This window comes from Bradyrhizobium sp. SRS-191 (assembly GCF_024586915.1).
In the GTDB taxonomy this organism is placed as follows: Bacteria; Pseudomonadota; Alphaproteobacteria; order Rhizobiales; family Xanthobacteraceae; genus Bradyrhizobium.
The window spans coordinates 326,170-351,897 of sequence record NZ_JANBVS010000002.1; the positions used below are offsets into that span (position 1 = coordinate 326,170).

Here is a 25,728-nt window from a genome sequence, read left to right on the forward strand (position 1 = left end):
GGATGTCCTATGATGTTTTGATGGTCGGCTTGCCGGGGTCGCGCAGCGCGACGTAGATCGCGGGGATGACGAGCACGGTGAGCAGGGTGGAGGAGGCTAGGCCGAACAGCAGCGAGATCGCCAGGCCCTGGAAGATCGGGTCGAGCAGGATCGTCGCCGCGCCGATCATCGCCGCGAGCGCGGTCAAGAGGATCGGCTTGAAGCGCACGGCGCCAGCCTCCAGCACGACGTCGCGCAACGTCTTGCCCTCGCCGCCGCTGTGCCGGATGAAGTCGACCAGCAGGATCGAGTTGCGCACGATGATGCCGGCGAGCGCGATGAAGCCGATCATCGAGGTCGCGGTGAACGGCGCGCCGAGCAGCCAATGGCCGAGCAGGATGCCGATCAGCGTCAGCGGGATCGGCGTCAGGATCACGAGCGGCAGTTTGAAGCTCTTGAACTGCGCCACCACCAGCACGTAGATGCCGAGGATCGCCGCGCCGAACGCCGCGCCCATGTCGCGGAAGGTGACATAGGTGATCTCCCATTCGCCGTCCCACAGCAGGGTTGGATGCTGTTCGTCCTTGGGCTGGCCATGGAAGCCGATCGCGGGCTTCGGCAGCTTGCCCCAGTCATGCGCATCGATGCGATCGGCGACCGCAAGCATGCCATAGAGCGGGGCCTCGAAGCGGCCGGCGAGCTCGGCCATCACCATGTCGGCGAAGCGGCCGTCGCGGCGGAAGATCATCGGTGATCCGTCTTCCATCGTGGCCTTCACCACCTGGCCGAGCTCGACCACGGTCTTGCTGCCGGGCAGCGTGTTGGCCGGCACCGGCGTCGAGGCCAAGGCCTGGCTCCAGCTCTTGGCGCGCTTCGGCAGCTTCACCGCGATCTCGATCGGGTTACGGTCCTCGCCGCGATGCGAGTAGCCGACCGAGACGCCGCCGAACAAGGTCTGGATCGTGTCGTACACGTCGCGCTGCTCGACGCCGAAGAACTCCAGACTGTCCTGGTCAATCGACAGCCGCAGCCGCGGCCGCGGCTGACCGATGGAGTCGTCGATGTCGACGATGAAGGGCACGTCGGCGAACACTTTCTTCAGCTCGGCGGTCACGGCGCGCCGGGTCGCGGCATCCGGGCCGTAGATCTCGGCGAGCAAGGTCGCCAGCACCGGCGGGCCGGGCGGCACCTCGACGACCTTGATGCTGGTGCCCGAGGGCACCGAGACCGCCTTCAGCCGCTGGCGCAGGTCGAGCGCGATGTCGTGGCTGGAACGCTTGCGGTCGCCGCGCGCGGCGAGGTTGACCTGGAGCTCGCCGAGCTCCGGGCGCTCGCGCAGGTAATAGTGCCGGACGAGACCATTGAAGTTGAACGGAGCCGCCGTGCCGGCATAGCTCTGCACGTTGCTGATCTCCGGCAGTTGATGCGCGATGTCGGCCGCCGCGAACAATGTCCGCTCGGTATCCTCCAGGCTCGCGCCTTCCGGCAGATCGACCATCACTGCGATCTCGGACTTGTTGTCGAACGGCAGCAGCTTGACGGTCACGGACTTGGTCGCGAACAGCGTCATCGACAGCAGCGTGGCGATGCCTACGCCGAGCAGGAAGATCCATGCGGAGCGCTTGCTGGCAACGATCGGACGCGCGACGCCGCTATAGATGCGGCCGAGCCGGCCCTCGCCATGCGCGTCGTGATGCGCTCCGGGCGCCATGGCGGCGGTCTGCTTCGGCGCGAGGCGCAGCATCAGCCAGGGCGCCACGACCATGGCAACGAAGAACGAGAACAGCATCGCGGCTGAAGCGTTGGCCGGGATCGGCGCCATGTACGGGCCCATCAGTCCCGAGACGAACAGCATCGGCAGCAGGGCGGCAACCACGGTCAGGGTGGCGACGATGGTCGGGTTGCCGACCTCGGCCACCGCCTCGATGGTCGCCTGCAGGCGCGGACGGCCGTCGCGCATGCCCCAATGACGGGCGATGTTCTCGACCACGACGATGGCGTCGTCGACCAGGATGCCGATCGAGAAGATCAGCGCGAACAGGCTGACGCGGTTGATGGTGTAGCCCATCAAATTGGCCGCGAACATCGTCAGCAGGATTGTCGTCGGAATGACCACGAAGGTGACGAGCGCCTCGCGCCATCCGATCGCGATGGCGATCAGGACGACGATCGAGATCGTCGCAAGGCCGAGATGGAACAGAAGCTCGTTGGCCTTCTCGTTGGCCGTCTCGCCATAGTCGCGGGTCACCGTGACCGTGACATCGCTCGGAATGAGGCTGCTCTTGAGCCCGTCGAGCCGCTGCGCGATGTCGTGCGACACCACGACCGCATTGGCGCCGGCGCGCTTGGCGAGCGCAAGGCTCACCGCAGGCACACGGTGCCAGTCGCCCTTGTCGTTGCGCGCGTCATCCCAGACGCGGTGCTCGGCGAGATTGGGGCCGATGATGACGGTCGCGACATCGCGCACATAGACCGGACGTCCGTCGCGGGTCGAGATCAGCAAGAGGCCGATATCCGGGATGCCCGTCAGCGTCTGCCCGGCGGTGACGTTGCGGACGATGCCGCCGTCGCGGACGTCGCCGGCGAGGAAGGAGCGGTTGGCATCCTTCACCTTGGCGACGAGCTGCTGCAGCGTCACGCCGAACAGCGACAGCTTCTCCGGGCTGGGCTCGACGCGGATCTGCTGGGCGCCGCCGCCGGAAATGTAGGTCAGGCCGATATTGTCGACCTTGGTCAGCTCGGCGCGCAGCTTGTCGGCGAGCTCGTAGAGGTCCTTGTCCGACCAGCGCTCGGCGGCCTCCGGCTTCGGCGACAGAGTCAGCACGGTGACGGCGACGTCGTTGATTCCACGTCCGACGATCAACGGCTCGGGGATGCCGACGGGGATGCGGTCGAGATTGGCGCGGAGCTTCTCGTGGACGCGCAGGATCGCGTCCTCGAACTTGGTGCCGACCAGGAACCGCGCGGTGACCATGACGCGGTCATCCTCGGTCTGGCTGTAGACATGCTCGACGCCGTCGATTGCCTTGACGATCGTCTCCAGCGGCTTGGTCACCAGCTCGACGCCATCGGGCGCACGGAGGCCGTCGGCGTTGACGCGGATGTCGACCATCGGCACGCTGATCTGCGGCTCTTCCTCGCGCGGGATCACGACCACCGCGATGAGGCCGACGACGAGCGAGGCGAGCAGGAACAGAGGCGTCAGCGGCGAGGCGATGGTCGCCTGGGTCAGCTTGCCTGAGAGTCCAAGTTTCACGGCTGCACCAATTGGTCGCCGGCGCGCAGGCCGGACAGGATTTCAAGTCCATCGGGAAGCTCAGGGCTCGGCAGCGCGCGGCCGCGCTGCACGGGCACGCTCACCTGTTGCGATCCCTGCTGCAGCCGGACGTAGTCGATGCCGAAGCGGGTGGTGACGTAGCGAGCGGGGATCACAGTGGCGTCGCGCTGGCCGCCGGAGATCCACACCCGCAGCCGGTCGCCGACATAGTACTGGCCGAGGCCGGGGACGATCGCATCGGCGACGACGCGGCCTTCCTCGATCTGCGGATAGACGAGGTCGATCACGCCCCATTTGTCGCCGGTTTCGCCAAACTCGGCGCCGTCGATGCGGATCTTGTCGCCGGCCTTCAGGAACAAGGCATGGCGCTCGGGGACGCGCAGCCGCAGCTTGAAGTTCTGCTGCGCCACGGTCACCACGGGGTCGCCGGGAAGCACAACCGATCCGACGACGACGAGCTTCTTCAGCACGCGGCCGTCATCGGGCGCCAGCACCTGGCCTTCGCTCATCTGCTGGTTGACCACGGCACGCTCGGCGGTCTTCGCCCGGAGCCCGTTCTCGGCGACGTTCAGCGCGGTGCGGGTCTCGTCGAGCTTGACCCGGGGCAGCGTGCCGCGCTCGACGAGGCCCTCGGTACGGGTGAAGTCGATCTGCGCCTGGTTGGCCTGCGCCTGCAGTGCCTCGATCTGCGCGTCGAGCGACTTGAGTTGCAGCGCGAGCTTCTCGTCGCCGATCAAGGCGATCGGCTGGCCGCGCTTGACCGGGTCGCCTTCGCGGACGGAGAGCTGCGCAACCGTGCCGCCAATGCGGCCGCGCGCCGGGACGACGCTGACGCTCTCCACGGTCGCGAACACCGCCTTCTCGTCGGCGACTTGGCGCGGAGTCACCGTGAGCGTCTCGGCATTGGCTGGTAGTGACTGCCAGCTCATCACGGCGATCAAGCTCAGAAGCGGTAATCTGCGCATTGGCTTCATCCTGTTTTCATTTGAATCAAATCGGGGAGCCGAGCCAAACGGACGGTCCATCCATCCCACCGGACTGCGGGTTCCCACTTGATACGGCTCAAGTCGTGGGCAGCGGCTGGTCATAGTCTCGATCCGGGTTTCGGCGGCGGCGTCGCGCAGTAGACCTGATAGAGCGTCTTCAGGACCTCGCGGGCCGGCTCGCTGGCAATCGAGTAGTAGATGGTCTGCCCGTCGCGCCGGGCGGTGACCAAGCCGTCCTTGCGCAGCAAAGCGAGGTGCTGCGAGACGGTCGAGTCGCGCAGACCGAGGAATGCCGCCAGCTCGCCGACCGACCGTTCATCGTCGACCAGCTGGCAGATGATCAGGAGCCGGTGCCGGTTCGACAGCGCCTTCAACAGGTCGCTAGCCTGGTCGGCCGCCACTTCCATGATGTCAGCATCAAATTTCATAGTTGCGTATATACGGATATTCGAATATATAGTCAAGACCGACCCGGGAGGTCGCGGCTGAGCGAGACAAGAACAAAGCAAGGCGATGGAGGACCCAGATGGCGGACGTTGTCGTGATCGGAGCGGGGCTGAGCGGCTCCCTGATGGCCTATGAATTGCTGCCCCAGATGCGAAAGGAGGATCGTGTGACTGTCATCTCGCAGGGGTCCTCGTATCATTTCGTGCCGTCCAACCCGTGGGTCGCGGTGGGCTGGCGCAAGCGCGACGACATCGAGATCGATCTCGTCGATGTCATGCAGCGCAAGGGCATCCGGCTGCTGACCCAGGGCGCCAAGCGGGTGCATCCGGACGACAACCAGGTCGAGCTGACCGACGGGACCATGGTTGCCTACGACTATCTCGTCGTCGCCACCGGCCCCGAGCTCGCCTTCGACGAGATCCCGGGGCTCGGCCCCGACGGCCACACCCAGTCGGTATGCCACGTCGATCATGCAGCCCACGCGAAGGCCGCCTTTGACAAGCTGGCCGAGAAGCCGGGGCCCGTCATCGTCGGGGCGGTACAGGGCGCGTCGTGCTTCGGTCCGGCCTACGAATTCCTCTTCATCCTCGAGACCGAGCTGCGCCGGCGCAAGATGCGCGACCAGGTGCCGATGACCTTCGTGACATCCGAGCCCTATATCGGCCATCTCGGCCTCGACGGCGTCGGTGACACCAAGGGGCTGCTGGAAAGCGAGATGCGCGAGAAGCACATCAAGTGGATCACCAGCGCGCGCGTCACCAAGGTCGAGGATGGTCGCATGATCGTGGAGGAGGTGGCCGACGACGGCTCGGTCCGCAAGACCCACGAGCTGCCGTTCGCCTATTCGATGATGCTGCCCGCCTTCCGCGGCGTCGGAGCGGTCAGGGGCATCGACAAGCTGACCAATCCGCGCGGCTTCGTCGTCGTCGACAAGCATCAGCGCAATCCGGCCTATCCCAACGTCTTCGCCATCGGCGTCTGCGTCGCCATTCCGCCGATCGGGCCGACGCCGGTGCCGGTCGGCGTGCCCAAGACCGGCTTCATGATCGAGTCGATGGTCACGGCCACCGCCTTGAACATCGGTGCGCTGTTGCGCGGGGAGGCGCCGAAGGCGCAGCCGACCTGGAATGCGATCTGCCTCGCCGATTTCGGCGATTCCGGCGTCGCCTTCCTGGCGCAGCCGCAGATCCCGCCACGCAACGTCAACTGGTCGTCGAAAGGTGAGTGGGTGCATTACGCCAAGGTCGCCTTCGAGAAGTATTTCCTGCGCAAGATGAGGCGCGGCACGCCTGAGCCGTTCTATGAGAAGTTCCTGCTCGACCGGCTCAACATCGGAAAGATCAAGGAAGTCAGGACGGGCACATGAGCGAGACCTTTCAACTGGTGTGCGGCCATTGCGGGCAGATCAACCGTCTGCCGGCGGGCCGCGCGCCGGGCCAGGGCAAGTGCGGCAAGTGCCACCGGCCGCTGTTCTCCGGCCAGCCAATCGAGGTCGACCAGGCCGCGTTCGAGCGTCATGTCGCGCATAGCGACCTGCCGCTGCTGGTCGACGTCTGGGCGCCCTGGTGCGGTCCGTGCCGTGCAATGGCGCCGATGTTCGCGCGCGCCGCGCAAGAGCTCGAGCCGCGCGTGCAACTCCTGAAGCTGAACTCCGACGAGGCGCCGGACGTCTCGGCGAAGTTCTCCATCTCCGGAATTCCGACCCTGCTGCTGCTGCAGAAGGGCCGGGAGCTGCAGCGGATCTCGGGTGCGATGGACTCGCAACGAATCGTTGCCTGGACGCTGTCCGTTCTGCGGCAATGATGCCGCGGCGCCGGCTTGATTACGCTCAAATGCAACCATGAGGGACTATGCCATGAACGTCGACAAAGCAGTTCTCACCTTCGCAGGGTTCGTCGTCCTGCTCGGCCTCGCGCTCGGCTGGTATGTCAATCCGTACTGGTTCCTGCTCACGGCCTTTGCGGGCGTGAACATGATCCAGGCTTCGTTCACCGGCTTCTGTCCGGCGGCGATCGTGTTCAAGAAGCTTGGGTTGCGCAGCGGCAACGCATTCTCCTGAACGGCCAAGAAGGTGGGGCGAGATGACGATGAAGCGAGGACATCATGGCTGACTCGGACGAAACCTATATTGTCGGGCCGCTCTACAAGGCGCGCGACAAGGTCTATCCGGCAGCCGTGCACGGCCGCTTCCGGCGGATCAAATGGACGATCCTTTGCATCACGCTCGGCATCTACTATTTGCTGCCGTTCGTACGCTGGGATCGCGGACCCGGAATGCCGAACCAGGCGGTGCTGGTCGATTTCCCGCATCGCCGATTCTACTTCTTCTTCATCGAGCTGTGGCCACAGGAGGTGTATTATTTCACCGGCCTGCTGATCATTGCCGCCGTCGCCCTGTTCCTGATGAACGCGGTCGCGGGCCGGCTGTGGTGCGGCTACCTCTGCCCGCAGACGGTCTGGACCGATTTGTTCTACGCCGTCGAGCGCTGGGTCGAGGGTGACCGGCGCGAGCGCATGCTCGGCGACAAGCGTGGCTGGACGTTCAGCCACATCCGCAAGGTTGCCACCAAGCACTTCCTCTGGATCATGATCGGCTGGTGGACCGGCGGCGCCTGGGTGCTCTACTTTGATGACGCGCCGACCCTTGTGAAGGACCTCGCCACCTTCCAGGCGCCGTTCACGGCGTATCTGTGGATCGGCATTCTCACTGCGACGACCTACGTGTTTGCCGGTCATGCCCGCGAGCAGGTGTGCATCTACATGTGCCCATGGCCGCGCATCCAGGCGGCGCTGACCGACGAATGGGCGCTCAACGTCACCTACAAGGGCGATCGCGGCGAGCCGCGCATGTCGGTCAAGAAGGCCGAGGCGGCGCGGCTGCAGGGCGCGCCGGCCGGCGATTGCGTCGACTGCCATCAATGCGTCAATGTCTGCCCGACCGGCGTCGACATCCGCAACGGCATCCAGCTCGGCTGCATCCAGTGCAGCCTGTGCATCGACGCCTGCGACAGCGTGATGACGCAGATCGGCCGGCCGACCGGCCTGATCGGCTACGACACCGACATCAACGTGGCCAGGCGCCGCGAGGGCAAGCCGGAGATCTACCGGATCATCCGCCCGCGCACGATCATCTATGCCAGCTTCATCGCAATCGTCGGCAGCATCATGATGTATACCTTGGCGACGCGCGGCACGATGGGCATCAACGTGCTGCACGAGCGCAACCCGTTGTTCGTGCAACTCTCGGACGGCGGCGTGCGCAACGACTACACGGTGCGCCTCCTCAACAAACGCGGCGCGCGCGACTTCGTGCTCGACGTCGTCGGCCTGCCCAATGCCAAGGTGACTGTGGCCGGTGAGACGCGCGAGGCCGACGGCCGCATGCTGATCGATGTCGGCCAGGACCAGACCAGGGAGATCCGCATGTCGATCGAAGCCAAGGGGGCCGACCTGCCGCCGGCGCCTGTCGATATCGAGATCAGGATCACCGATCCCGCGACCGGCACGTCGGTGAGCAAGCACGATCACTTCGTGCCGCCGACGCGATAGGGGCGACGCTCGGCCAGCGCATGTTGCGCCGAACAGCCGAGAAGCTGGTGAAAGAAAGGGAGGAGCAGCCGCTCCTCCCTTTTTCTTTGCTGAGTTCGGTTGTTCCAGATCAATGATGAGCGCGGGTCGCAGGCAGAGCATCGCCACGTCAAGGGATCGATGTTTCCTGCTGACGGAGAAGAACAGATGTTCAAGGTCGCAATTCTCATCTGGGTCATGTTGGGCACCGTGCTCGCGGGCACCGCGGTGACGGCGTTGTTGACGGTGCAGGGCCCGGTCGGAAGTCCGATGAAGGATCTGCCGCTCGCGGCATTGGTCGGCTTCGTGGTCGCAATGCCGCTGTCCTATCTCGTCGCCGCGAAGATCAGCCGCAACGGGCGGGGCCGTACCGCCTGAGGGCGACGGGCCGGACTGAGACGTTCACGGAAATCAAACAGCGCAAAAGCGGGGATCGCAGAACGAGACGTCGTGACGCGATCCCGCGGCGCAGATGCGTCCGGGATGCTCCAGTCCGTTCCGCCCTGTCGAAGAAGAGGGCGCGGGGAATGCCGGGCGCTGGCCGCACCCATGGCCCGCCTGCAGAAAGAAAAGCAGGCGGCAGTCACCACAGGTTCAGCCGAGACATCCCGGCATTCCCCGCGCGATGGTTTTCACGCTTATAACGCGATCTCCCCGGTGTCCGGCTTGTTAGCCACCGTCGCCCGCGCGATGCGCCAGCATCGTCGCGAGCTTGGCGCCAGCTTCGGGGCGCCAGGACCACGCGTCTTCACGTCCGCCATCAGCCGTTCGTCCGCGCGCACTGAAGCACGCTGCAGCATGATCGCGGCCACCGCATCCCACCTCGCGCGTCGTGACGATCGCGATGCGCCCCTCTTGCCGAGGCGGGACGGCGACACTCAACCATAAATTCGGTAAAAGCGAAAGTGAAAAATGGCGAAGGCAGCATGTCGCGACGGCCATGATGTTGATCCTGCTTGCGAAGAATCTTCCCGGGTGCGACGGCCGCCAGGGTCTGCCAGCAGCGCTGGCCACCATGGCTGAGTCGCCCGTCGGGCCAGATGACTGCAGTTATTTGGGGGGGGGCGCGCAGAGGGCTGTCAGTCCTCCGCGGCGGAAGAGATTCACCGAGGTGTCACGGCGTGCTGGATCGTCCGTTTCCGCGGACGGCCGGGGTTACATGTTCAATTTGCCGGGACTTCGAAAACGCTCGCCTAGACGCCGGGTGCGGGGCGAGCGGCGCGCTCCTGCAGGAGCCTCGGAAGCGCCACGCGCGCGCCGTCCATGAACAGCAGGATCGCGTCGCGAACGGTCTGCTCCAGATCGGGCGGCACCGGCGTCTCATAGATGAACTTCCGGATCGCGAGATAGAAGATGCGGCCGTGCAGACCCCATAACATTTCCGTTTCGCGGCTTTCGAGCGGGCAGGTGCCGGCATCCGGCAGCTTCAATTCGTGACGCAGCTCGATCGCGGCCGGCTCGATGATCTCCTGGCGGACGAGATCGAGATAGCGGCCGGTGATGCCGAACGACTTCATTCCGGAGAACACGAAGATCCGCACCCAATTGTACTCGAACACGCGCGCGACGTAGTCGAGATAGAAGCTCGTGAGGCGCGCCTGCAGCGGCCGGCTGCGGTCGCGGATCAGGGGACCCCAGTCCTGCGACCATCGGCTGAGATAGACCTCCTGATAGACCCGCTCGATCAGTGCTTCCTTGGACGGAAAGTGCCGGTAGATCACCGAATGCGCGATGCCCATGCGCTTGGCGAGCTCCCGGGTCTGACCTTCGAAGCCGCGCTCGGCGAAAAAGCGGATCGCTTCATCGACGATCAGCCGCTCGCGATCGGCCGCGCGCATGTTGCGGCGCCGTGGCTGCGGCAAGTTGCCCGGTTGGGACGCGCGTGCGGCGCGGGCGCGGTTTGCCGTCTTGTTTGCGTCGGCTGTCTTCGGGGGCTTGGCCATGATCTTGTCGGTTTGCCGCAATGCGTATGTGATAGCCGAAAGCAGTTTTGTGACCAATCGTTCGTTTCTGGTTGACCGCGGCGGCAACGTCGTGCAACTGTTTTGAGACCAGATGGTCACAAATTTGGCGGTCCGGGCTGATGAGCCGCCGATGAGCCCTTGAGGCGAGGAAACGGATGAAAGCGCGGGCTTTCAGCTATTTTCGTGCACGCACGATCGACGAGGCGCTCGACGCGGCTGCGCGGAGCGGCGATGAGGCGCGCTTCATCGCCGGCGGACAAAGCCTCGTGCCGGCCCTGGCGCTACGGCTGCAGGCGCCGCGCCTGCTGATCGACATCAACCACATCGACGATCTCAGCGGCGTGACCCGCGAGGGCGAATGGCTGCGCATCGGCGCGCTGACGCGGCATTGCCAGATGCTGACCGAGCCGCTGATCGCGCAGTTCGCGCCGCTGCTGCGGGCTGCCGCGCCCTACGTCGCCCATCCCGCCATCCGCAATCGCGGGACGCTCGGCGGCAGCGTCGCGCTGGCCGATCCGGCCTCGGAATTTCCAGCGGTCGTCCTGGCGCTCGGCGCGGAGATGGAGATCGCCGGTCCGGCCGGCCGGCGGCGCGTCGGCGCCGATGAGTTCTTCGTCGATCTGTTCGAGACGGCGCTCGCCCCCGGCGAGCTGCTGGTCGCGGTTCATGTGCCGCTGTTCCGCGCCAACCAGCGCATTGCGTTCGACGAGTTGGCGCGTCGCCGCGGGGATTATGCGCTGGTCGGCTGCGGCATGATCGCGACGGTCGAGCAGGATCTGATCGCGGACATCAGGGTCGCCTTGTTCTCGGTCGGCAATGTCCCGACGCGCGCGAGGTCTGTGGAGGCCGCGCTCGCGGGAGCTTGCCTTGATGCCGACCGCATTGCCGCGGCCCAGGCGGCGCTCGATGGTGATCTCGCGCCTGACGACAGCGACGACGTGCCCGCCGCGATGCGTCTGCATCTGGCGCGGGTGCTGCTCGGCCGTTTGCTTGGCAGTTTGCTTGGCCGTCTCGGGGAGACCGCATGAGCAGGGCGGGCGATCTCGACGAAGCTGACGACGCCGTGCGCGTCCGCATGGTCGTCAATGGCCGCAAGACGGCGTGCGATGTCGCGCCGCGGGACACGCTGGTCGACTGCCTGCGCAATCAGCTCGAGCTGACCGGCACTCATGCCGGCTGCGAGATGGGCGCCTGCGGGGCCTGCCTGGTCCAGCTCGACGGCCGCGCCGTCCATGCCTGCCTGATGTTCGCGGTGCAGGCCGATGGCGCGCGGATCGACACGATCGAGGGACTCGCCGAAAGCGGCGTGATTGCCGACCTGCAAGCCGAGTTTCACCGGCGCAACGCGCTGCAATGCGGCTTCTGCACGCCGGGCATGCTGATGACCGCGCATGACCTGCTGAGCCATGACGCACGGCCCGATCGAGAGACCATCCGCGATGCGCTCTCGGGCAATTTCTGCCGTTGCACCGGGTATGAGGCGATCGTCGACGCCATCGCCGCGGTGGCCGAGGCACGTACAACCAAAGCGTCGCAGCCTGCGGAGGGCTCGTCGTCATGAGCGCGCCGCTGACGTCGCTGGACCGTCCGAATTCTTATATCGGCCGCGCGGTGCCGCGACCGAATGCCAAGCGGCTGCTCGCGGGACGAGGGCGCTATGTCACCGACATCCGCCTGCCGCGCATGCTGCATGCGGCGTTCCTGCGCAGCTCTCATGCCCATGCGCGCATCATCAGCATCGACGCCGAGGCGGCGCGCGCGCTGCCCGGCGTGCATCTCGTCGCGACCGGTCCCGACCTCGCCAAGATCTGCACGCCCTGGACCGGGACCCTCGATCATTTCAAGGGCATGACCTCCGAGCCGCAACTGCCGCTGCCGCTGGAGCGCGTGGTCTGGGCCGGCCAGGCCGTCGTCGCCGTCGTCGCGGAGAGCAGGGCGCTCGCCGAGGACGCGCTGGAGCTGATCTCTGTCGACTATGAGGAGCTGCCGGCGGTCGTGGATCTCGATGCCGCGCGTCAGTCGGGCGCAGAGCGGGTCAATCCCGCAGTTGGCTCCAACATTTGCTTCCGCGCCCAGCTCGACAGCGGCGGTGTCGATGACGCCTTTGCGTCGGCCCTGCATGTGATCGAGCAGGATTTCAGCTTCGGCCGGCATACCCCTGTGACGCTGGAGCCGCGCGCGATCATTGCGGACTACGAATCCGAGAGCGGCATGCTCACGGTGCACCACGCCACGCAGACGCCGTATCAGTTCCAGGATCTCTATTCCCGCCACTACGGCATTCCTGAAGCGCGCGTGCGCGTGATCGCGCCTGACATCGGCGGCTCCTTCGGCATGAAGCTGCATGTCTATCACGAGGACATGGCGGTGGTCGGGCTGTCGATGCTGCTGGGACGCCCGGTGAAATATGTCGCCGACCGCATCGAATCGTTCGTCTCCGACATTCACGCGCGTGATCACCAGGTGAAGGCGCGGATGGCGGTGGATGCCGCGGGAAAGATCCTCGCCATGGACGTCCATGACGTCACCGCGATCGGCGCCTTCTCGACCTATCCGCGCACCAGCGTGGTCGAGGGCAACCAGGTCATCCGCCTGATCGGTGCGCCCTACGACTTCAAGTCCTACCGTGCCGCGCTCGAGGTCGTGTTCCAGAACAAGGTGCAGACCAGCCAGTATCGTGCGGTCGGCCATCCCATCGCCTGCGCGGTCACCGAGCGGATGGTGGACCTTGCCGCGGCACGCGTCGGTCTCGATCCGCTGGCGATGCGCGCGAACAACGTGATCGCCGACGACGCCTATCCGACGGCATCGCCGACCGGCTACAAGTTCGAGGCGCTGTCGCACCAGGCGTGCCTGGAGCGGCTGCGCCGGCTCATGGACTATGACGCACTGCGCGCCGAGCAGGCGGAGCTGCGCCGGCGCGGCATTCATCGCGGCATCGGCATCGCGACCTTCGTCGAGATCACCAATCCGAGCCCGGCGTTCTATGGTGTCGGCGGCGCGCGCATCTCGTCGCAGGATGGCGCAACGCTCAGCCTGACGCCATCGGGCGAGGTGCGTTGCGCGATCTCCGTGACCGAGCAGGGACAGGGCACCGAGGCGATCATCAGCCAGATCGTCGCCGACCAGCTCGGCGTCGCCCAGGAGCACGTCAAGATCCTGACCGGCGACACCGAAGTCACGCCGCATGGCGGCGCGACCTGGGCCTGCCGCGGCGCCGGCATCGGCGGCGAGACCGCGCTGCAGGCCGCGCGGCAGCTCAAGGCCAACATTCTGGAGATCGCCGGGCTCATCCTGCAGGAGCAGCCTGCGGCGCTCGACATCGTCGATGGCCAGGTCGTGGGCAAGGCGACGCAGAAACCGCGCCTCAGCGTCGCCGAGATCGCGCGGATTTCCTACTTCCGCTCCGATACGCTGCCGCCCGGCACCCAAGCGCAGCTGACCGTCAGCCATCACTTCGCCCCGCAGGGCTATCCGTTTGCCTTCACCAACGGCATCCAGGGCTGCTATCTTGAGGTCGATGTCGACACCGGGTTCGTCAAGCTGTTGAAGCATTACGTCGTCGAGGATTGCGGACGCATCATCAATCCGATGCTGGTCGACGAGCAGCTGCGCGGCGGTGTGGTGCAGGGGCTGGGGGCCGCGCTGTTCGAGGAATGCCGCTACGGCGAGACCGGCCAGTTGCTCAACGGCTCGCTCGCGGACTATCTCGTGCCGATGGCGATGGAGATGCCTGATATCGTCATCGACCACGTGGAGACCCCGACGGCGGACACCATTCTGGGCGCCAAGGGCTGCGGCGAGGCCGGGACGGCGGCGGCGTCAGCCTGTGTGCTCAATGCCGTCAATGACGCGCTGACGACGTTCGGCGCGTCCATCAATGCCATTCCGATCACGCCTGCGCGCGTGCTCAAGGCGCTCAACCGCTACTAAGAAAACGAGATGAGGGAGGACATCATGCCAGTCTACGAGACCAAGTCCTACGAGACCAAGTCGCGACCAGCAGGACTTTCCCGCCGCACCGCTGTCATGGGCCTATCGGCCGGCATCGCCGCACTTGCGATGCCGCGGCTGGGGCGTGCCGCCGATGACACCATCCGCATCGGCTTCCCGACGCCGCTGACCGGCCCGTTCGCGGCCGAGGCGCGCGACCAGGTCAAATGCGCCGAGCTTGCGGTCAAGCTGGTCAACGACAAGGGCGGCATTGCGGGCCGCAAGGTCGAGCTTCTGGTGCGCGACGACAAGCTCAATGCCGGCGAGGCGGCGACACGGACACTCGAGCTGATCGAGAAGGACAAGGTGCATGCCGTCGTCGGCGCGCTGTCCAGCGCCGTGCAGCTCGCCGTCAACGAGGTGACACGCGCCCGCGGCGTGATCTACGTCTCGATCAGCCAGTCCGACACCATCAACGAGGCCAAGGATTTCAGCAAATACACCTTCCACGAGGCGCTGAATCCGCACATGACCACCGCAGCCGTGGCGCGGCAGACGATCAAGAAGGGCATGAAGGTCGCCCATCTCGTCGCCGACTATGCCTATGGTCATGAAATGCTGCGCGGCTTCAAACGGGCGCAGGCCGCGATCGGCGCCGAGAGCGTCGGCGAGATCCTGCATCCGTTCGGCGCGGCCGACTATTCCACCTTCATGCCGCGCCTGATGTCGCTGCGCCCGGACGTGCTGTGCATCAGCAATTTCGGTCGCGATCAGGCCAACGCGATCAAGCAGGCGGTCGATTTCGGCATCAAGCAGCAGATGAAGATCGTGGTGCCGGTGATCCTGCACAATCAGCGCCTCGCGGTCGGTCCTGACGTGTTCGAGGGCGTCGTCGGCGGCGCCAATTACTACTGGGGTCTGGAAAGCCAGAACAAGACCGCGGCCGAGTTCAACAAGGCGTTCCGCGCGGCCAATGGCGGCGCGATCCCGACCGACTACGGCGCCTATGGCTATTCCGGCGTCGGCTCGCTGCTGCAGGCGATGCAGGCGGCCGGCGGCACCGACACCGACAAGGTCGTCGCGGCGCTGGAGGGCCTGCAATATGACCTGACCAAGGGCCCGCAGCACTACCGCAAATGCGACCACCAGTCGGTGCAGTCGGTGCTGGTGCTCGAGTCCAAGAAGAAGTCGGCGATGGCCAACGAGAACGACCTGTTCGCGATCGTGGCCAATGACCCCGGCGCCGACGAGATGCTGCGCAGCTGCAGCGAGCTCGGTCACGCGACCTGATCCCGACAGCATGGACCTCTCGCTGATCATCATGCAGCTGTTTTCCGGCATCGCCCTCGGGGCGGTGCTGGTGATCACGGCGCTCGGCCTCACCATCGTGTTCGGCATGCTTGGCGTGGTCAATTTCGCCCATGGCGCGCTGTTCATGATCGGAGCCTATGCCGGGCTGTATCTGGCGTCGCTGACCGGCAGCTTCTGGTGGGGGCTGCTGCTCGCACCTGTGCTGGTCGGCGCGTTTGGCATGCTGATCGAGTTCGTGCTGGTCCGGCGGCTGTATGGCCGGTCGATCGATGATCCCCTGCTGCTCACCTTCGGCCTCAGCTACATCCTGGTCGAGGGCGTGCGCATCGTGTTCGGCAGCGACGGCATTCCGTTTCCGACGCCGTCGCAGCTGATCGGCGTCGTCGATCTCGGCGTCGGCTTCTTTCCGAAATATCGCCTGTTCGTCATCGCGCTGGTCGCCGTCGTGCTGCTGGTGCTGTGGCTGATGCTGGAGAAGACCCGCGTCGGCCTCATCGTCCGTGCCGGTGCGCGTGATCCGCAGATCATGCGCGTGCTCGGGGTCGACATCGGCAAGGTGTGGCTGGCGATCTTCGGCCTCGGCGTCGGCCTTGCCGCGCTCGGCGGCGTGCTCGCGGGGCCGATGCGCAGCGTCAACCCTGAGATGGGAACGCTGGTGCTGGCTGAGGCCTTCGTCGTGACCGTGATCGGCGGCCTTGGGTCCATTGTCGGCGCTGTCGTCGCCGGGCTGATGGTCGGCATCTGCATCAGCATGGTGGCGCTGTTCGCGCCGGAAATGGCGACCATCGTGATGTTCGCGCTGATGGCCGCCGTGCTGCTGGTCCGGCCGCAGGGCCTGTTCGGCCTCAAGGGGAGGGCGTGATGACGGTGGAGTCGACCGGCGAGGCCGCTTCGCTGTCCCACAGCCGGCGCGTGTTCGCTGTCCTGTCCGATCACCGCGTGCTGGTCTCGCTCGCAGCGCTCGCTGTGCTGCCCTGGCTGCTGCCGTCGCAGGCGCTCGCCGTCAACGTCCTGATCTACGGCGTCGTGGTGATGGGCTACAATCTCCTGTTCGGCTACACCGGGCTGCTGTCGTTCGGCCACGCCGCCTTCTTCGGCACTGGCGCGTATCTGACCGGCATCGCCATCGGCCGCTGGGGATTGCCCTGGTTCGCCGCCGTGCCGCTCGCCATCATGGCGAGCACCATGCTCGCCGCGCTGATCGGAACGATCTCGACGCGCACCCGCGGCATCTATTTCTCGATGGTCACGCTCGCGCTGGCCCAGCTCGTCTATTACGTCGCGTTGCAGGCGTCGTCCTTCACCGGCGGCGAGAACGGACTGCGCGGCTTCACCGTCGACCGCATCAATCTGCTCGGCTGGCAGATCAACTTCCTCGATCCGGTCAACAAATACTACGTCCTGATGGCGTTTGCGGCGTTGGCGCTCTGGGTGCAGTCCCGGATCCTCAACTCGCCGTTCGGCGCCGTTATCGAGGCGATCCGGGAGAACGAGCAGCGGGCGCGGGCCTGCGGCTATGACGTCGAGCGCTGCAAGCTGATCGTGTTCATGCTGTCCGGCGCGATCTCGGCGATCGGCGGCTGCATGTCGGCATTGCATCTGTCGATCGTCCCGCTGGATATCCTGCACTACCAGACCTCCGGCATGATCGTGATGATGGTGCTGCTCGGCGGCGCCCGCAGCTTCTTCGGGCCGTTCATCGGCGCGGCGACCTTCCTGATCCTGGAGGATGTCGTGTCGCTGTGGACGCCGCATTGGCAGATCGTGGTCGGCGCCATCTTCGTGGTGTTCGTGCTGTTCCTGCCGAAGGGCATCTGGGGCACGCTGCTGGACGTCCTGCCGTTCGCGAGGGAGCGGCGATGAGCACCGCACTGCTGCAGGCCGAGGGCATCGGGCGCCGCTTCGGCGGCTTCACTGCGCTGGAGGGCATCTCGGTGTCGTTCGCCAAGGGCGAACTGACCTCGATCATCGGGCCGAACGGCGCCGGCAAGAGCACGTTCTTCAACATCCTCTCCGGCACGCTGTCGCCGAGCATGGGCACGTTGAGGTTCAAGGGCCGCGAGCTGACCGGATTGCCGCAGCACCGCTTCGTGCACCAGGGCATCTCGCGCTCGTACCAGATCACCAACATCTTTCCGGACCTGTCGGTGCACGAGAACGTCCGGGTCGCCGCGCAGGCGATGCGCGTGAGCTATGACATCTGGCGCCGGCGCGCCGATCTCGTCGAGCTGAGCGAACGCGCCGATGCGGCGCTGACGTCGGTCGGCTTGATCGGCAAGCGCGGCGAGCAGGCCAAGTATCTCGCCCATGGCCAGCAGCGCGCGCTGGAGATCGCGATCGCGCTGGTGTCCGAGCCGGAGCTTTTGCTGCTCGACGAGCCGACCGCCGGCATGGGGCCGGAGGAGACCAAGGAGATGGTCGCGCTGCTGGAGCGGCTGGCCGAAAAGCGCACGGTGCTGCTGGTCGAGCACAAGATGAAGATGGTGCTCGGCCTGAGCCAGCGCGTGATCGTGCTGCATCACGGCCGGCTGCTGGCCGACGGCAAGCCGGAGGACATCCGCAGCAATTCCGACGTGCGCCGGGTCTATCTGGGACAGAGTGAAGGCTATGGCTGAGACCGCATTGCTCGAGCTCGATCGTGTCCAGGCCTGGTATGGCGCCAGCCACGTCCTGCACGGCATCTCGCTGCGCGTGAACGAGGGCGAGGTGGTCGCGCTGGTCGGCCGCAATGGCGCCGGCAAGACCACGACCTTGCGCACGGTGATGGGACTGATGCCGAAGGCCGAGGGCCGCGTGCGCTTCGCCGGCCAGGACCTGCTGCCGTTGCCGGCGCATCGCCGCTTTCATCTCGGCCTCGCTTACGTGCCGGAGGAGCGGCGCATCGTGCCGGGCCTGTCGGTGCGCGAGAATCTGCGGCTCGGGCTCGTCGCGGCCAAGGCCGGCATCGATGAGCGCGCGGCGATCGCCGAGATCGCCGAGACCTTTCCGCGCCTGCGCGAGCGGCTCGACCAGGAGGGCGTCACCTTGTCCGGCGGCGAGCAGCAGATGCTGGCGATCGCGCGCGCCTTGATCGCGCAACCGCGCATGGTGCTGCTCGACGAGCCGTCGGAAGGCATCATGCCGGTGCTGGTCGAGGAGATGGGCGTGCTGTTCCGGCGGCTGCGCGACCAGGGCAAGACCTTGCTGCTGGTCGAGCAGAACGTCGAATGGGCGCTGCGACTGGCCGATCGCGCCGTCATCATCGACCAGGGCGAGGTCGTGCATGAGAGCAGTGCGGCGGCGCTGCTCGCGGACAAGGACATCCAGGACCGCTACTGCGCGGTGTGAGTCAGCGCTCCTCGGGCGGGGGCAGTTGCGGCAGGCGCGCGAGGCTGACACCCGCAGCTTGATGCTGGAACATGCGCGCGAGCAGGTTCGCGGCTTGCTTGGCGGCATCGGCGGGCGGCAGGCCGCCTTGCCTGACGTTGGAGATGCAGTTGCGCTCGGAATCGACGCGGCCGCGGCGCGGTAGCCACGTGAGATAGAGGCCGAGCGAGTCGGCGGCGCTGAGGCCCGGGCGTTCGCCGATCAGGATGATCGAGGCCGACGCGCCGAACAGCTCGCCGACGTGGTCCGCGAGCGCGACGCGGCCTTGCGACGCCACGATGACGGGCGACAGCCGCCGGCCTGTCGCCGCGAGCAGCGGCAGCAATATCTCGAGCACGGGCAGGGCGTTGACCTGCACCGCGCGGCTGCTCAGCCCGTCGGCGACGACGATCGCGATATCGGCCGGCGGGCGCGGCTCGGAGAGCAACGCTTCCGAGGCGGACGAGAGCAGGCGGCCTTCGTCGGGGCGCTGCAGATAAGTGGCGCGGTCCGTCGCGCGGCTGTGCACGGCGAGCGCGGGCCAGCCGCGCGCGGCGATCTCCGCCGTGAATTGCTCGGCATCGAACGGCTTGAGCACGGCATCGCGTGCCTCGGCGTGCGCGGCCTGAAAGGCGAGATGCGCCGATGTCGGCAGGCCGGGGCCACAGCGTCCGAGGGCGATGCGCGCCTCGGTGTAACGCGACAGCCAGGTCCAGTCGTCGGATGACGATGTCGCGAGCGTCTTGTCGTCCGTGCCGCTCATCACTTGGCTCCCAGCAGCGGCAGCGCCGGCATCAGACGCGCCGGCTCGAAACGCAGCTCGCCTCGTGCATCGCTGATGCCGGTCGCCGCCAGCCAGGCCTCGAACTCCGGCGCGGCGCGCTTGCCGAGCACCTTCCGCACATAGAGCGCATCATGGAACGAGGTGCTCTGATAGTTCAGCATGATGTCGTCGGCGCCGGGCACGCCCATGATGTAGGTGCAGCCGGCGACGCCGAGCAGCGTCAGCAGCGCGTCCATGTCGTCCTGGTCGGCCTCGGCGTGGTTGGTGTAGCAGACGTCGCAGCCCATCGGCAGTCCGAGCAGCTTGCCGCAGAAATGGTCCTCCAGGCCGGCGCGCATGATCTGCTTGCCGTCGTAGAGATATTCCGGGCCGATGAAGCCGACCACGGTGTTGACCAGCAGTGGCCGGTAGCGCCGCGCCACCGCATAGCAGCGCGCTTCCAGGGTCTGCTGATCGACGCCGCAATGGCCCGATGAGGACAACTCGCTGCCTTGCCCGGTCTCGAAATACATCACGTTGCCGCCGGCGGGGTAGCGCCCGAGGCTTTCGGCCGCGGCGTACGCCTCGTCGAGCAGCGCCAGCGTGATGCCGAAGCCGCGATTGGCCTCCTCGGTGCCGGCGAGCGACTGGAACACGAGGTCGACCGGTGCGCGGCGCTCGATCGCCTTCAGCGCGGTCGTGACGTGGGCGAGCACGCAGGACTGGATCGGTGCGTTGGAGGCCAATCGCAACGTCTCGATCATGTCGAGCAGCCGCATCATCGTGTCGGCATCGTCGCTCGCGGGATTGATGCCGATGGTGGCATCGCCGACGCCATACATCAGCCCGTCCAGGATCGAGGCCGCGACGCCCTTGGGATCGTCGAGCGGATGGTTGGGCTGCAGCCGCGTCGACATCGTTCCCGGCAGGCCGATGGTGCAGCGGAAGCGGGTCACGACCTCGCATTTGGCTGAGACGGTGACGAGGTCCTGCAGCCGCATGATCTTGCAGACGGCAGCGACCATTTCAGGCGTGAGCCCACGCGACACGGCAGCGAGCATCGCCGCATCGGTCGCATCCGACAGCAGCCATTCGCGGAAGGCGCCGACCGTCAGACTCGCGACAGCAGCGAAGGCGGCGTTGTCATGCTGGTCGACGATCAGCCGCGTGACCTCGTCGCTCTCATAGGGAATGACGGCCTCGTTGAGGAAATGCCGCAGCGGCAGATCGGCAAGCGCCATCCGCGCGGCGACACGCTCGGCCGCATCCTGCGCCGCGAGCCCGGCGAGCACGTCGCCCGAGCGCAACGGCGTTGCCTTCGCAAGCAAAGTGCGAAGGTCGCCGAAGCGATAGGTCGTGCCGCCCAGCGTGTGTGAAAAACCCATGAGCCTTCTGTCCTGTGTCCTCACGCCGTCCGGTCATTATCAGCGGCAAATGTCGTCATCACAAACCGCGTGCTGCCATCCCACACCTGTAAGCACCAAGCGCGCGAAGGGGAGCATGTGCTCAAGCAATCTGCCTTTCTCGTAGGCATCTGCTGATTTGCACGACATATGCGCAATCAACGTAGACGCGGTTCCACAAATTTGCAAATAATCACTCAAATCCACAATCGGACGCGCGGGATCTAGCCCGCGCCGCAGCTTATGAGGGCATGACGATGTTGCAGCTGTTGAAGGGTGTTTCCGCAAGTCTTGCTCTGCTCATGTTGAGCGCGGTCGCGCAGGCAGGGACGGTGACGGTCTACACCGCGCTCGAAGAGGACGAGATCGCCGACTACGTGAAAGCGGCCAAGACGGCGCTGCCCGATGTCGACCTCAAGGTGCTCAGGCTGTCGACCGGCGATCTCGGCGCGCGCATCATCGCCGAGTCCGGCAATCCGCAGCATGATGTGATCTGGGGCTGGGCCGTCACCAACATGCTCGATCCGCGCATCACGGCGCTGCTCGAACCCTATGAGGTGAAGGGCGCCGACAAGCTGCCGGCCTCCGCCAAGGGCACTGATGCCAGCTGGTTCGCCGCGACCGGCTATGTCACCGCGTTCTGCGTCAACACGGAGGTGTTGAAGGCGAAGAATCTGCCGATGCCGACGTCGTGGAAGGATCTCACCAACCCCGTCTACAAGGGCGAGGTGGTGCTGCCGAACCCCGTCTCCTCGGGCACCGGCTACATGCAGATCGCCGGCATCCTGCAGTCGCAGGGCGAGGACAAAGGCTGGCAGTTCCTGAAGGCGCTCGACGGCAACGTCGCCCAATACATCAAGTCCGGCTCGCGGCCGTGCAAGGCGGCGCGCGGCGGCGAGTTCGCGATCGGCGGCTCGCTGGCCTTCGCTGCGATCAAATCGATCGAGGAGGGCTTTCCGATCAAGATGGTGATCCCGACCGACGGCGCCGGATACGAGCTCGAGGCGTCCGGGTTGATGAAGTCGGCCAAGAACAAGGCCGATGCCAAGCGCTTCCTCGACTGGACCTTGTCGCCGGAGGCGGCTGCGCTCTACACCAGCTACAAGGAGCTCGTGACCATCTCCGGCACCGCGCCGTCGAAAGCCGCGCAGACCGCAGGCTTCCCCGCCGACGTCGCCAAGGCGGTGTATCCGATCGACTTCGCCCGCTCGGCCAGGGAGCGCGACGGCATCCTGAAAAACTGGCAGACCAGCATCGGCCGCTGAGCGGGTGATCCTATGACGCTTGAGCTCGACCGGCTGCACAAGACGTTCGACGATTTCACAGCGCTCGACCGCATCTCGCTGAAGGTCGAGGGCAGCGAGTTCGTCTGCCTGCTCGGGCCGAGCGGCTGCGGCAAGACCACGCTGTTGCGGATCATTGCCGGGCTGCTGACCCAGGACAGCGGCCGGCTGCTGCTCGACGGCCAGGATCTCAGCGCGGTGCCGGCGCGCGAGCGCGGTTTTGGCATCGTGTTCCAGTCGTACTCGCTGTTCCCCAACATGACCGTGGCCGAGAACATCGGGTACGGCATGCGCATCCGGAAAGTGGAGCGCGGCAAGATCGCCGCACGCGTCGCCGAGCTGCTGGAGCTCATCAAGCTGCCGCATCTGGCTGACCGGCTGCCGTATCAGCTCTCCGGCGGACAGCAGCAGCGGGTGGCGCTGGCCCGCGCGGTGGCCGTGGATCCGCGGCTGATCCTGCTCGACGAGCCGCTGTCCGCGCTCGACGCCAAGGTGCGCGCCGATTTGCGCGTCGAGATCCGCGAGCTGCAGCGCAGGCTCGGCATCCCCACCATCATGGTCACCCACGACCAGGAGGAGGCGATGATGCTGTCCGACCGGATCGTGTGCATGAATGCCGGCCGCATCGAGCAGGTCGGCGCGCCGCAGGAGCTCTACCTCAAGCCGGCGACGAAGTTCGTTGCCGACTTCATGGGCAGCAGCAACCTGCTGCCGACCGACTGGGTGCGCGACGCCATGCCGGCGCTGCTGGCCTCGCGTCCCCAAGGCGCCGATGCGGATTTCCTCGCGTGCCTGCGACCCGAGCATGTCCGGCTTCAACCTCTCGCGTCCGGTGAGGCGCGGGTGGTCGACGTCACCTTCCTCGGCAACATCAGCCGCACCCGCGTCGCCTGGAAAGGCCGTGAGCTGATGGTGCAGACCGCTCCTGTCGACGGCGTAACGCCGGGCGCCGCGGTCGCCGTGTCGGCCGATGCCGCCGGCTGCGGCTGGGTGCGCGCGTGAGCATCGCCGCCGTCGAGGTGGCCGAGCGCGCCGGCTTTCGCCTGCGGCGTTCCGGCAATGACCATCTGCTGATCGCCGCCGCCATCGCGCTGCCATGCCTGGCGCTGCTCATCTTCTTCGTCTTTCCGCTGGCGATGATGTTGTGGCGCAGCCTCGTCGCCGATGACGGCACGATCGGCTTTGCCAACTATCTCGCGCTCGCACGCACGCCCGGCATCCTCAAGGCGACGCTCAACAGCCTGACGCTCGGCCTTGCGACGACGGCGGTCTGTCTCAGCCTCGGCTTCGTGCTGGCCTATACGATGACCCGCACCCGCGTTCCCGGCGCGCGCATCGTCTCCGCGGTGCTGGCGCTCCCGATGCTGGCGCCGTCGCTGGTGCTCGGCCTCGGGCTGATCTTCCTGCTCGGCCGCAACGGGCTGATCAGCGGCATGCTGGGCAAGCGCATCGACATCTACGGCTTTCCGGGCCTGCTGATCGCCGACGTGCTCTACGCGCTGCCGCAGGCGGTGCTGATCCTCAAAGCGGCGCTCGCCCATGCCGATGCGCGCTACTACGATGCCGCAGAGGTGATGGGGGCCGGGCGCTGGCGCCAGTTTGTCGACGTCACGCTGCCGAACGTGAAGTTCGGCCTGCTCAGCGCCGGCTTCGTCGTGTTCACGGTCACCATCACCGATTTCGGCAATGCCGCGGTCATCGGTGGTGACTATGCGGTGCTGGCGACCGAGATCTACAACCAGGTCACCGGGCAGATGAAGTTCGGCATCGGCGCCGTCGTCGGTCTCCTGTTGCTCGCGCCGACCGGCATCGCCGTCTATATCGAGCGGGTCGCGGCGCAGCGCCAGTTCGGTGGCGGCGCGGAAGGTGCCGTGCCGCCGCAACTGAGCTTTGTCCCGGCGCGCGACATCCCGCTGTCGATTGTGACAGGCCTCGCGACCTTGTCCGTGCTCGCCGTGATCGGCGTCGTCATCTATGCGAGCTTCATGCGTCTCTGGCCGTATCGGCTGACGTTCACGCTCAAGCATTACGACATCACGCTGAGCGGCGGCTATGCGCCGCTGTGGACGTCGCTGCTGGTGTCGCTGTTCGCTGCGGGCCTCGGCACGTGTCTCCTGTTTGCACTGGTCTATGGCATCCGCCGGCTGCCGTCGTGGCCCGCCAAGATCGTCTATCTCGTCGCTGTCATGCCGGTCGGCGTGCCCGGCCTCGTGCTCGGCCTGTCCTACATCTTCGCCTTCAACATCGCGGGATCGCCGCTGTCGGTGCTATACGGCTCGACCTTGCTGCTCGCGCTGTGCAACTTCTATCACTACCACACCCAGGGCTTCCTCACGATGGTCACCGGCATGCGCGCGGTGCCGCCGGCGCTGGAGGAGGCCGCGACCTGCCTCGGCAGCGGCGCTGCGCAGGTGCTCGCCAACGTCATCATTCCTGCGATGTCGCCCACGCTGGTCTCCGTCTTCTTCTTCCTGTTCATGCGCTCGATGGTGACGTTGTCGGCCGTCATCTTCCTGGTGACGCCGTCTCTCGGCATCGCCGCCGTGTCGGTGATGCGGCTCGACGAGGCCGGCTTCGTCTCGCAGGCCGCGGCGTTCTCGACCTGCATCATGGCGGTCGTCTGTACCGCGGCGCTCGTCATGCAGCTCGCGCTGAAACGGCTGGCGCGCGGCGGGCGCCGATGATGCTCCAGGAGGACCGCCACCAGCGCATCCGCGCGCTGCTCGCCACCGTCGGCCGCGCCACCACCGACCGCATCGCGACCGACCTTGGCGTCTCCCGCGAGACCGTACGCCGCGACGTGCTGGCGCTGGAGGCGCGCGGCGAGCTGCGCCGCGTCCATGGCGGCGTCGCCGCGATTGCGCCGGAGGCGGAGCCGCCGATCACGGTGCGCGCCCGCGTGCGACTGGCCGAGAAGACGCGGATCGCGCAGGCCGCGGCGCGCATGGTCAGCCCGGGTCAGACGCTGTTTCTCGACGTCGGCTCGACGGTCTCGATCCTCGCCCGCGAGCTCGCGACCTTGTCGGGGCTCACCATCGTCACCAACTCGTTCGAGGTCGCGACCATCATCGGCAGTCCTCCGGGCGAGCGCAGCAACCGGGTGATCGTGCTCGGCGGTGAGCTCGGCAGCACCTTGCCGGCGACGTTCGGCTCCACGACGGTCGCCGAAATCCAGCGCTGGCAGGCCGATGTCGCGCTGCTGTCGCCGGTCGGCATCGACCATCGCTACGGCGCGACGAGCTTCGACATCGAGGAGGCGAACGTCGCCCGCGCGATGGCGGCCGCCGCCAAGCGCGTGCTGATCCTCGCCGACCACAGCAAGATCGGCCAGACCAGCCGCGTCGCCTATTGTGCGCCCGACCGTATCGACAGCCTGATCACCGACGCGCGCGCCGCCGATGAGCCCGCGCTCGGCGCACTGCGTGGGGTGGTCGGCGAGGTCGTGATTGCCTGAGGCGCGCTGCCTGGGT

Annotated in this window: 23 protein-coding genes; 17 read left to right on the top strand and 6 right to left on the bottom strand. The window is 66.4% G+C overall.

The window, feature by feature from the left end; translation table 11 throughout:
• Window positions 1-7: 7 nt before the first annotated feature.
• The 3 genes from NLR35_RS05280 to NLR35_RS05290 form a co-directional block, all read right to left on the bottom strand.
• Window positions 8-3,235, bottom strand: coding sequence for an efflux RND transporter permease subunit (locus NLR35_RS05280; protein ID WP_257165500.1), 3,228 nt, complete (start codon window positions 3,233-3,235; stop codon window positions 8-10).
• A complete protein-coding gene (locus NLR35_RS05285; protein ID WP_257165501.1) occupies window positions 3,232-4,221 on the bottom strand; it encodes an efflux RND transporter periplasmic adaptor subunit in 990 nt (329 codons plus the stop codon). The genes NLR35_RS05280 and NLR35_RS05285 overlap by 4 nt, the downstream gene beginning before the upstream one ends.
• Before the next feature lie 119 nt (window positions 4,222-4,340).
• Complete coding sequence (locus NLR35_RS05290) at window positions 4,341-4,649, bottom strand: helix-turn-helix transcriptional regulator (RefSeq protein ID WP_257165502.1); 309 nt, start codon at window positions 4,647-4,649, stop codon at window positions 4,341-4,343.
• A 119-nt stretch (window positions 4,650-4,768) separates the two neighbouring features.
• Between NLR35_RS05290 and NLR35_RS05295 the strand changes: the two genes are divergently transcribed.
• The 5 genes from NLR35_RS05295 (at window position 4,769) to NLR35_RS05315 (ending at window position 8,634) form a co-directional block, all read left to right on the top strand.
• On the top strand, window positions 4,769-6,055 hold the full coding sequence (locus NLR35_RS05295) for an NAD(P)/FAD-dependent oxidoreductase (protein ID WP_257165503.1): 1,287 nt from the start codon (window positions 4,769-4,771) through the stop codon (window positions 6,053-6,055).
• On the top strand, window positions 6,052-6,492 hold the full coding sequence (gene trxC, locus NLR35_RS05300; RefSeq protein ID WP_257165504.1) for a thioredoxin TrxC: 441 nt from the start codon (window positions 6,052-6,054) through the stop codon (window positions 6,490-6,492). The genes NLR35_RS05295 and trxC overlap by 4 nt, the downstream gene beginning before the upstream one ends.
• Before the next feature lie 52 nt (window positions 6,493-6,544).
• Window positions 6,545-6,748 (top strand): DUF2892 domain-containing protein, encoded by a 204-nt coding sequence (locus NLR35_RS05305; protein ID WP_035644227.1) that lies wholly within the window; start codon window positions 6,545-6,547, stop codon window positions 6,746-6,748.
• A gap of 44 nt (window positions 6,749-6,792) precedes the next feature.
• On the top strand, window positions 6,793-8,238 hold the full coding sequence (gene ccoG / locus NLR35_RS05310; protein WP_257165505.1) for a cytochrome c oxidase accessory protein CcoG: 1,446 nt from the start codon (window positions 6,793-6,795) through the stop codon (window positions 8,236-8,238).
• A 186-nt stretch (window positions 8,239-8,424) separates the two neighbouring features.
• On the top strand, window positions 8,425-8,634 hold the full coding sequence (locus NLR35_RS05315) for a hypothetical protein (protein WP_257165506.1): 210 nt from the start codon (window positions 8,425-8,427) through the stop codon (window positions 8,632-8,634).
• A gap of 815 nt (window positions 8,635-9,449) precedes the next feature.
• On the opposite strand, the gene NLR35_RS05320 is transcribed toward NLR35_RS05315, so the two are convergent.
• Entirely contained in the window at window positions 9,450-10,094 is a 645-nt protein-coding gene (locus NLR35_RS05320; protein ID WP_257165507.1) for a TetR/AcrR family transcriptional regulator, read from the bottom strand.
• A gap of 281 nt (window positions 10,095-10,375) precedes the next feature.
• Here NLR35_RS05320 and NLR35_RS05325 point away from each other — a divergent pair, with 281 nt between their 5' ends.
• Genes NLR35_RS05325 through NLR35_RS05360 form a run of 8 tightly spaced genes read left to right on the top strand, consistent with a single transcriptional unit; the run spans window position 10,376 to window position 18,791 of the window.
• Window positions 10,376-11,248 (top strand): xanthine dehydrogenase family protein subunit M, encoded by an 873-nt coding sequence (locus tag NLR35_RS05325; RefSeq protein ID WP_257165508.1) that lies wholly within the window; start codon window positions 10,376-10,378, stop codon window positions 11,246-11,248.
• Window positions 11,245-11,781, top strand: coding sequence for a (2Fe-2S)-binding protein (locus NLR35_RS05330; RefSeq protein WP_306577253.1), 537 nt, complete (start codon window positions 11,245-11,247; stop codon window positions 11,779-11,781). Before NLR35_RS05325 ends, NLR35_RS05330 begins: the two co-directional genes overlap by 4 nt.
• Entirely contained in the window at window positions 11,778-14,153 is a 2,376-nt protein-coding gene (locus NLR35_RS05335; protein WP_257165509.1) for a xanthine dehydrogenase family protein molybdopterin-binding subunit, read from the top strand. The genes NLR35_RS05330 and NLR35_RS05335 overlap by 4 nt, the downstream gene beginning before the upstream one ends.
• A gap of 24 nt (window positions 14,154-14,177) precedes the next feature.
• Window positions 14,178-15,443 carry an ABC transporter substrate-binding protein gene (locus NLR35_RS05340; RefSeq protein ID WP_257165510.1) on the top strand — a complete coding sequence of 422 codons (1,266 nt, stop codon included), beginning with the start codon at window positions 14,178-14,180 and terminating at the stop codon, window positions 15,441-15,443.
• 10 nt (window positions 15,444-15,453) lie between these two features.
• Complete coding sequence (locus tag NLR35_RS05345) at window positions 15,454-16,326, top strand: branched-chain amino acid ABC transporter permease (RefSeq protein ID WP_257165511.1); 873 nt, start codon at window positions 15,454-15,456, stop codon at window positions 16,324-16,326.
• Entirely contained in the window at window positions 16,326-17,327 is a 1,002-nt protein-coding gene (locus NLR35_RS05350) for a branched-chain amino acid ABC transporter permease (protein ID WP_257165512.1), read from the top strand. The genes NLR35_RS05345 and NLR35_RS05350 overlap by 1 nt, the downstream gene beginning before the upstream one ends.
• The gene (locus tag NLR35_RS05355; protein ID WP_257165513.1) at window positions 17,324-18,079 is read left to right on the top strand and encodes an ABC transporter ATP-binding protein; all 756 of its coding nucleotides are present in this window, start codon (window positions 17,324-17,326) and stop codon (window positions 18,077-18,079) included. Before NLR35_RS05350 ends, NLR35_RS05355 begins: the two co-directional genes overlap by 4 nt.
• Window positions 18,072-18,791 (top strand): ABC transporter ATP-binding protein, encoded by a 720-nt coding sequence (locus NLR35_RS05360; protein WP_257165514.1) that lies wholly within the window; start codon window positions 18,072-18,074, stop codon window positions 18,789-18,791. The genes NLR35_RS05355 and NLR35_RS05360 overlap by 8 nt, the downstream gene beginning before the upstream one ends.
• A 1-nt stretch (window position 18,792) precedes the next feature.
• Here NLR35_RS05360 and eutC read toward each other — a convergent pair whose 3' ends face one another.
• Together eutC and NLR35_RS05370 are read right to left on the bottom strand one after the other, a co-directional pair.
• Window positions 18,793-19,572, bottom strand: a complete 780-nt coding sequence (gene eutC, locus NLR35_RS05365; protein ID WP_257165515.1) for an ethanolamine ammonia-lyase subunit EutC — start codon at window positions 19,570-19,572, stop codon at window positions 18,793-18,795.
• Window positions 19,572-20,957 (bottom strand): ethanolamine ammonia-lyase subunit EutB, encoded by a 1,386-nt coding sequence (locus tag NLR35_RS05370; RefSeq protein ID WP_257165516.1) that lies wholly within the window; start codon window positions 20,955-20,957, stop codon window positions 19,572-19,574. Before NLR35_RS05370 ends, eutC begins: the two co-directional genes overlap by 1 nt.
• Before the next feature lie 275 nt (window positions 20,958-21,232).
• Here NLR35_RS05370 and NLR35_RS05375 point away from each other — a divergent pair, with 275 nt between their 5' ends.
• The 4 genes from NLR35_RS05375 to NLR35_RS05390 are packed head-to-tail and all read left to right on the top strand — an operon-like array spanning window position 21,233 to window position 25,712.
• Window positions 21,233-22,240, top strand: coding sequence for an ABC transporter substrate-binding protein (locus NLR35_RS05375; RefSeq protein ID WP_257165517.1), 1,008 nt, complete (start codon window positions 21,233-21,235; stop codon window positions 22,238-22,240).
• A 12-nt stretch (window positions 22,241-22,252) separates the two neighbouring features.
• Window positions 22,253-23,260 (top strand): ABC transporter ATP-binding protein, encoded by a 1,008-nt coding sequence (locus NLR35_RS05380; RefSeq protein WP_257165518.1) that lies wholly within the window; start codon window positions 22,253-22,255, stop codon window positions 23,258-23,260.
• Window positions 23,257-24,942, top strand: a complete 1,686-nt coding sequence (locus NLR35_RS05385; RefSeq protein WP_257165519.1) for an ABC transporter permease subunit — start codon at window positions 23,257-23,259, stop codon at window positions 24,940-24,942. Before NLR35_RS05380 ends, NLR35_RS05385 begins: the two co-directional genes overlap by 4 nt.
• A complete protein-coding gene (locus NLR35_RS05390) occupies window positions 24,939-25,712 on the top strand; it encodes a DeoR/GlpR family DNA-binding transcription regulator (RefSeq protein WP_257165520.1) in 774 nt (257 codons plus the stop codon). Before NLR35_RS05385 ends, NLR35_RS05390 begins: the two co-directional genes overlap by 4 nt.
• Window positions 25,713-25,728 lie beyond the last annotated feature (16 nt).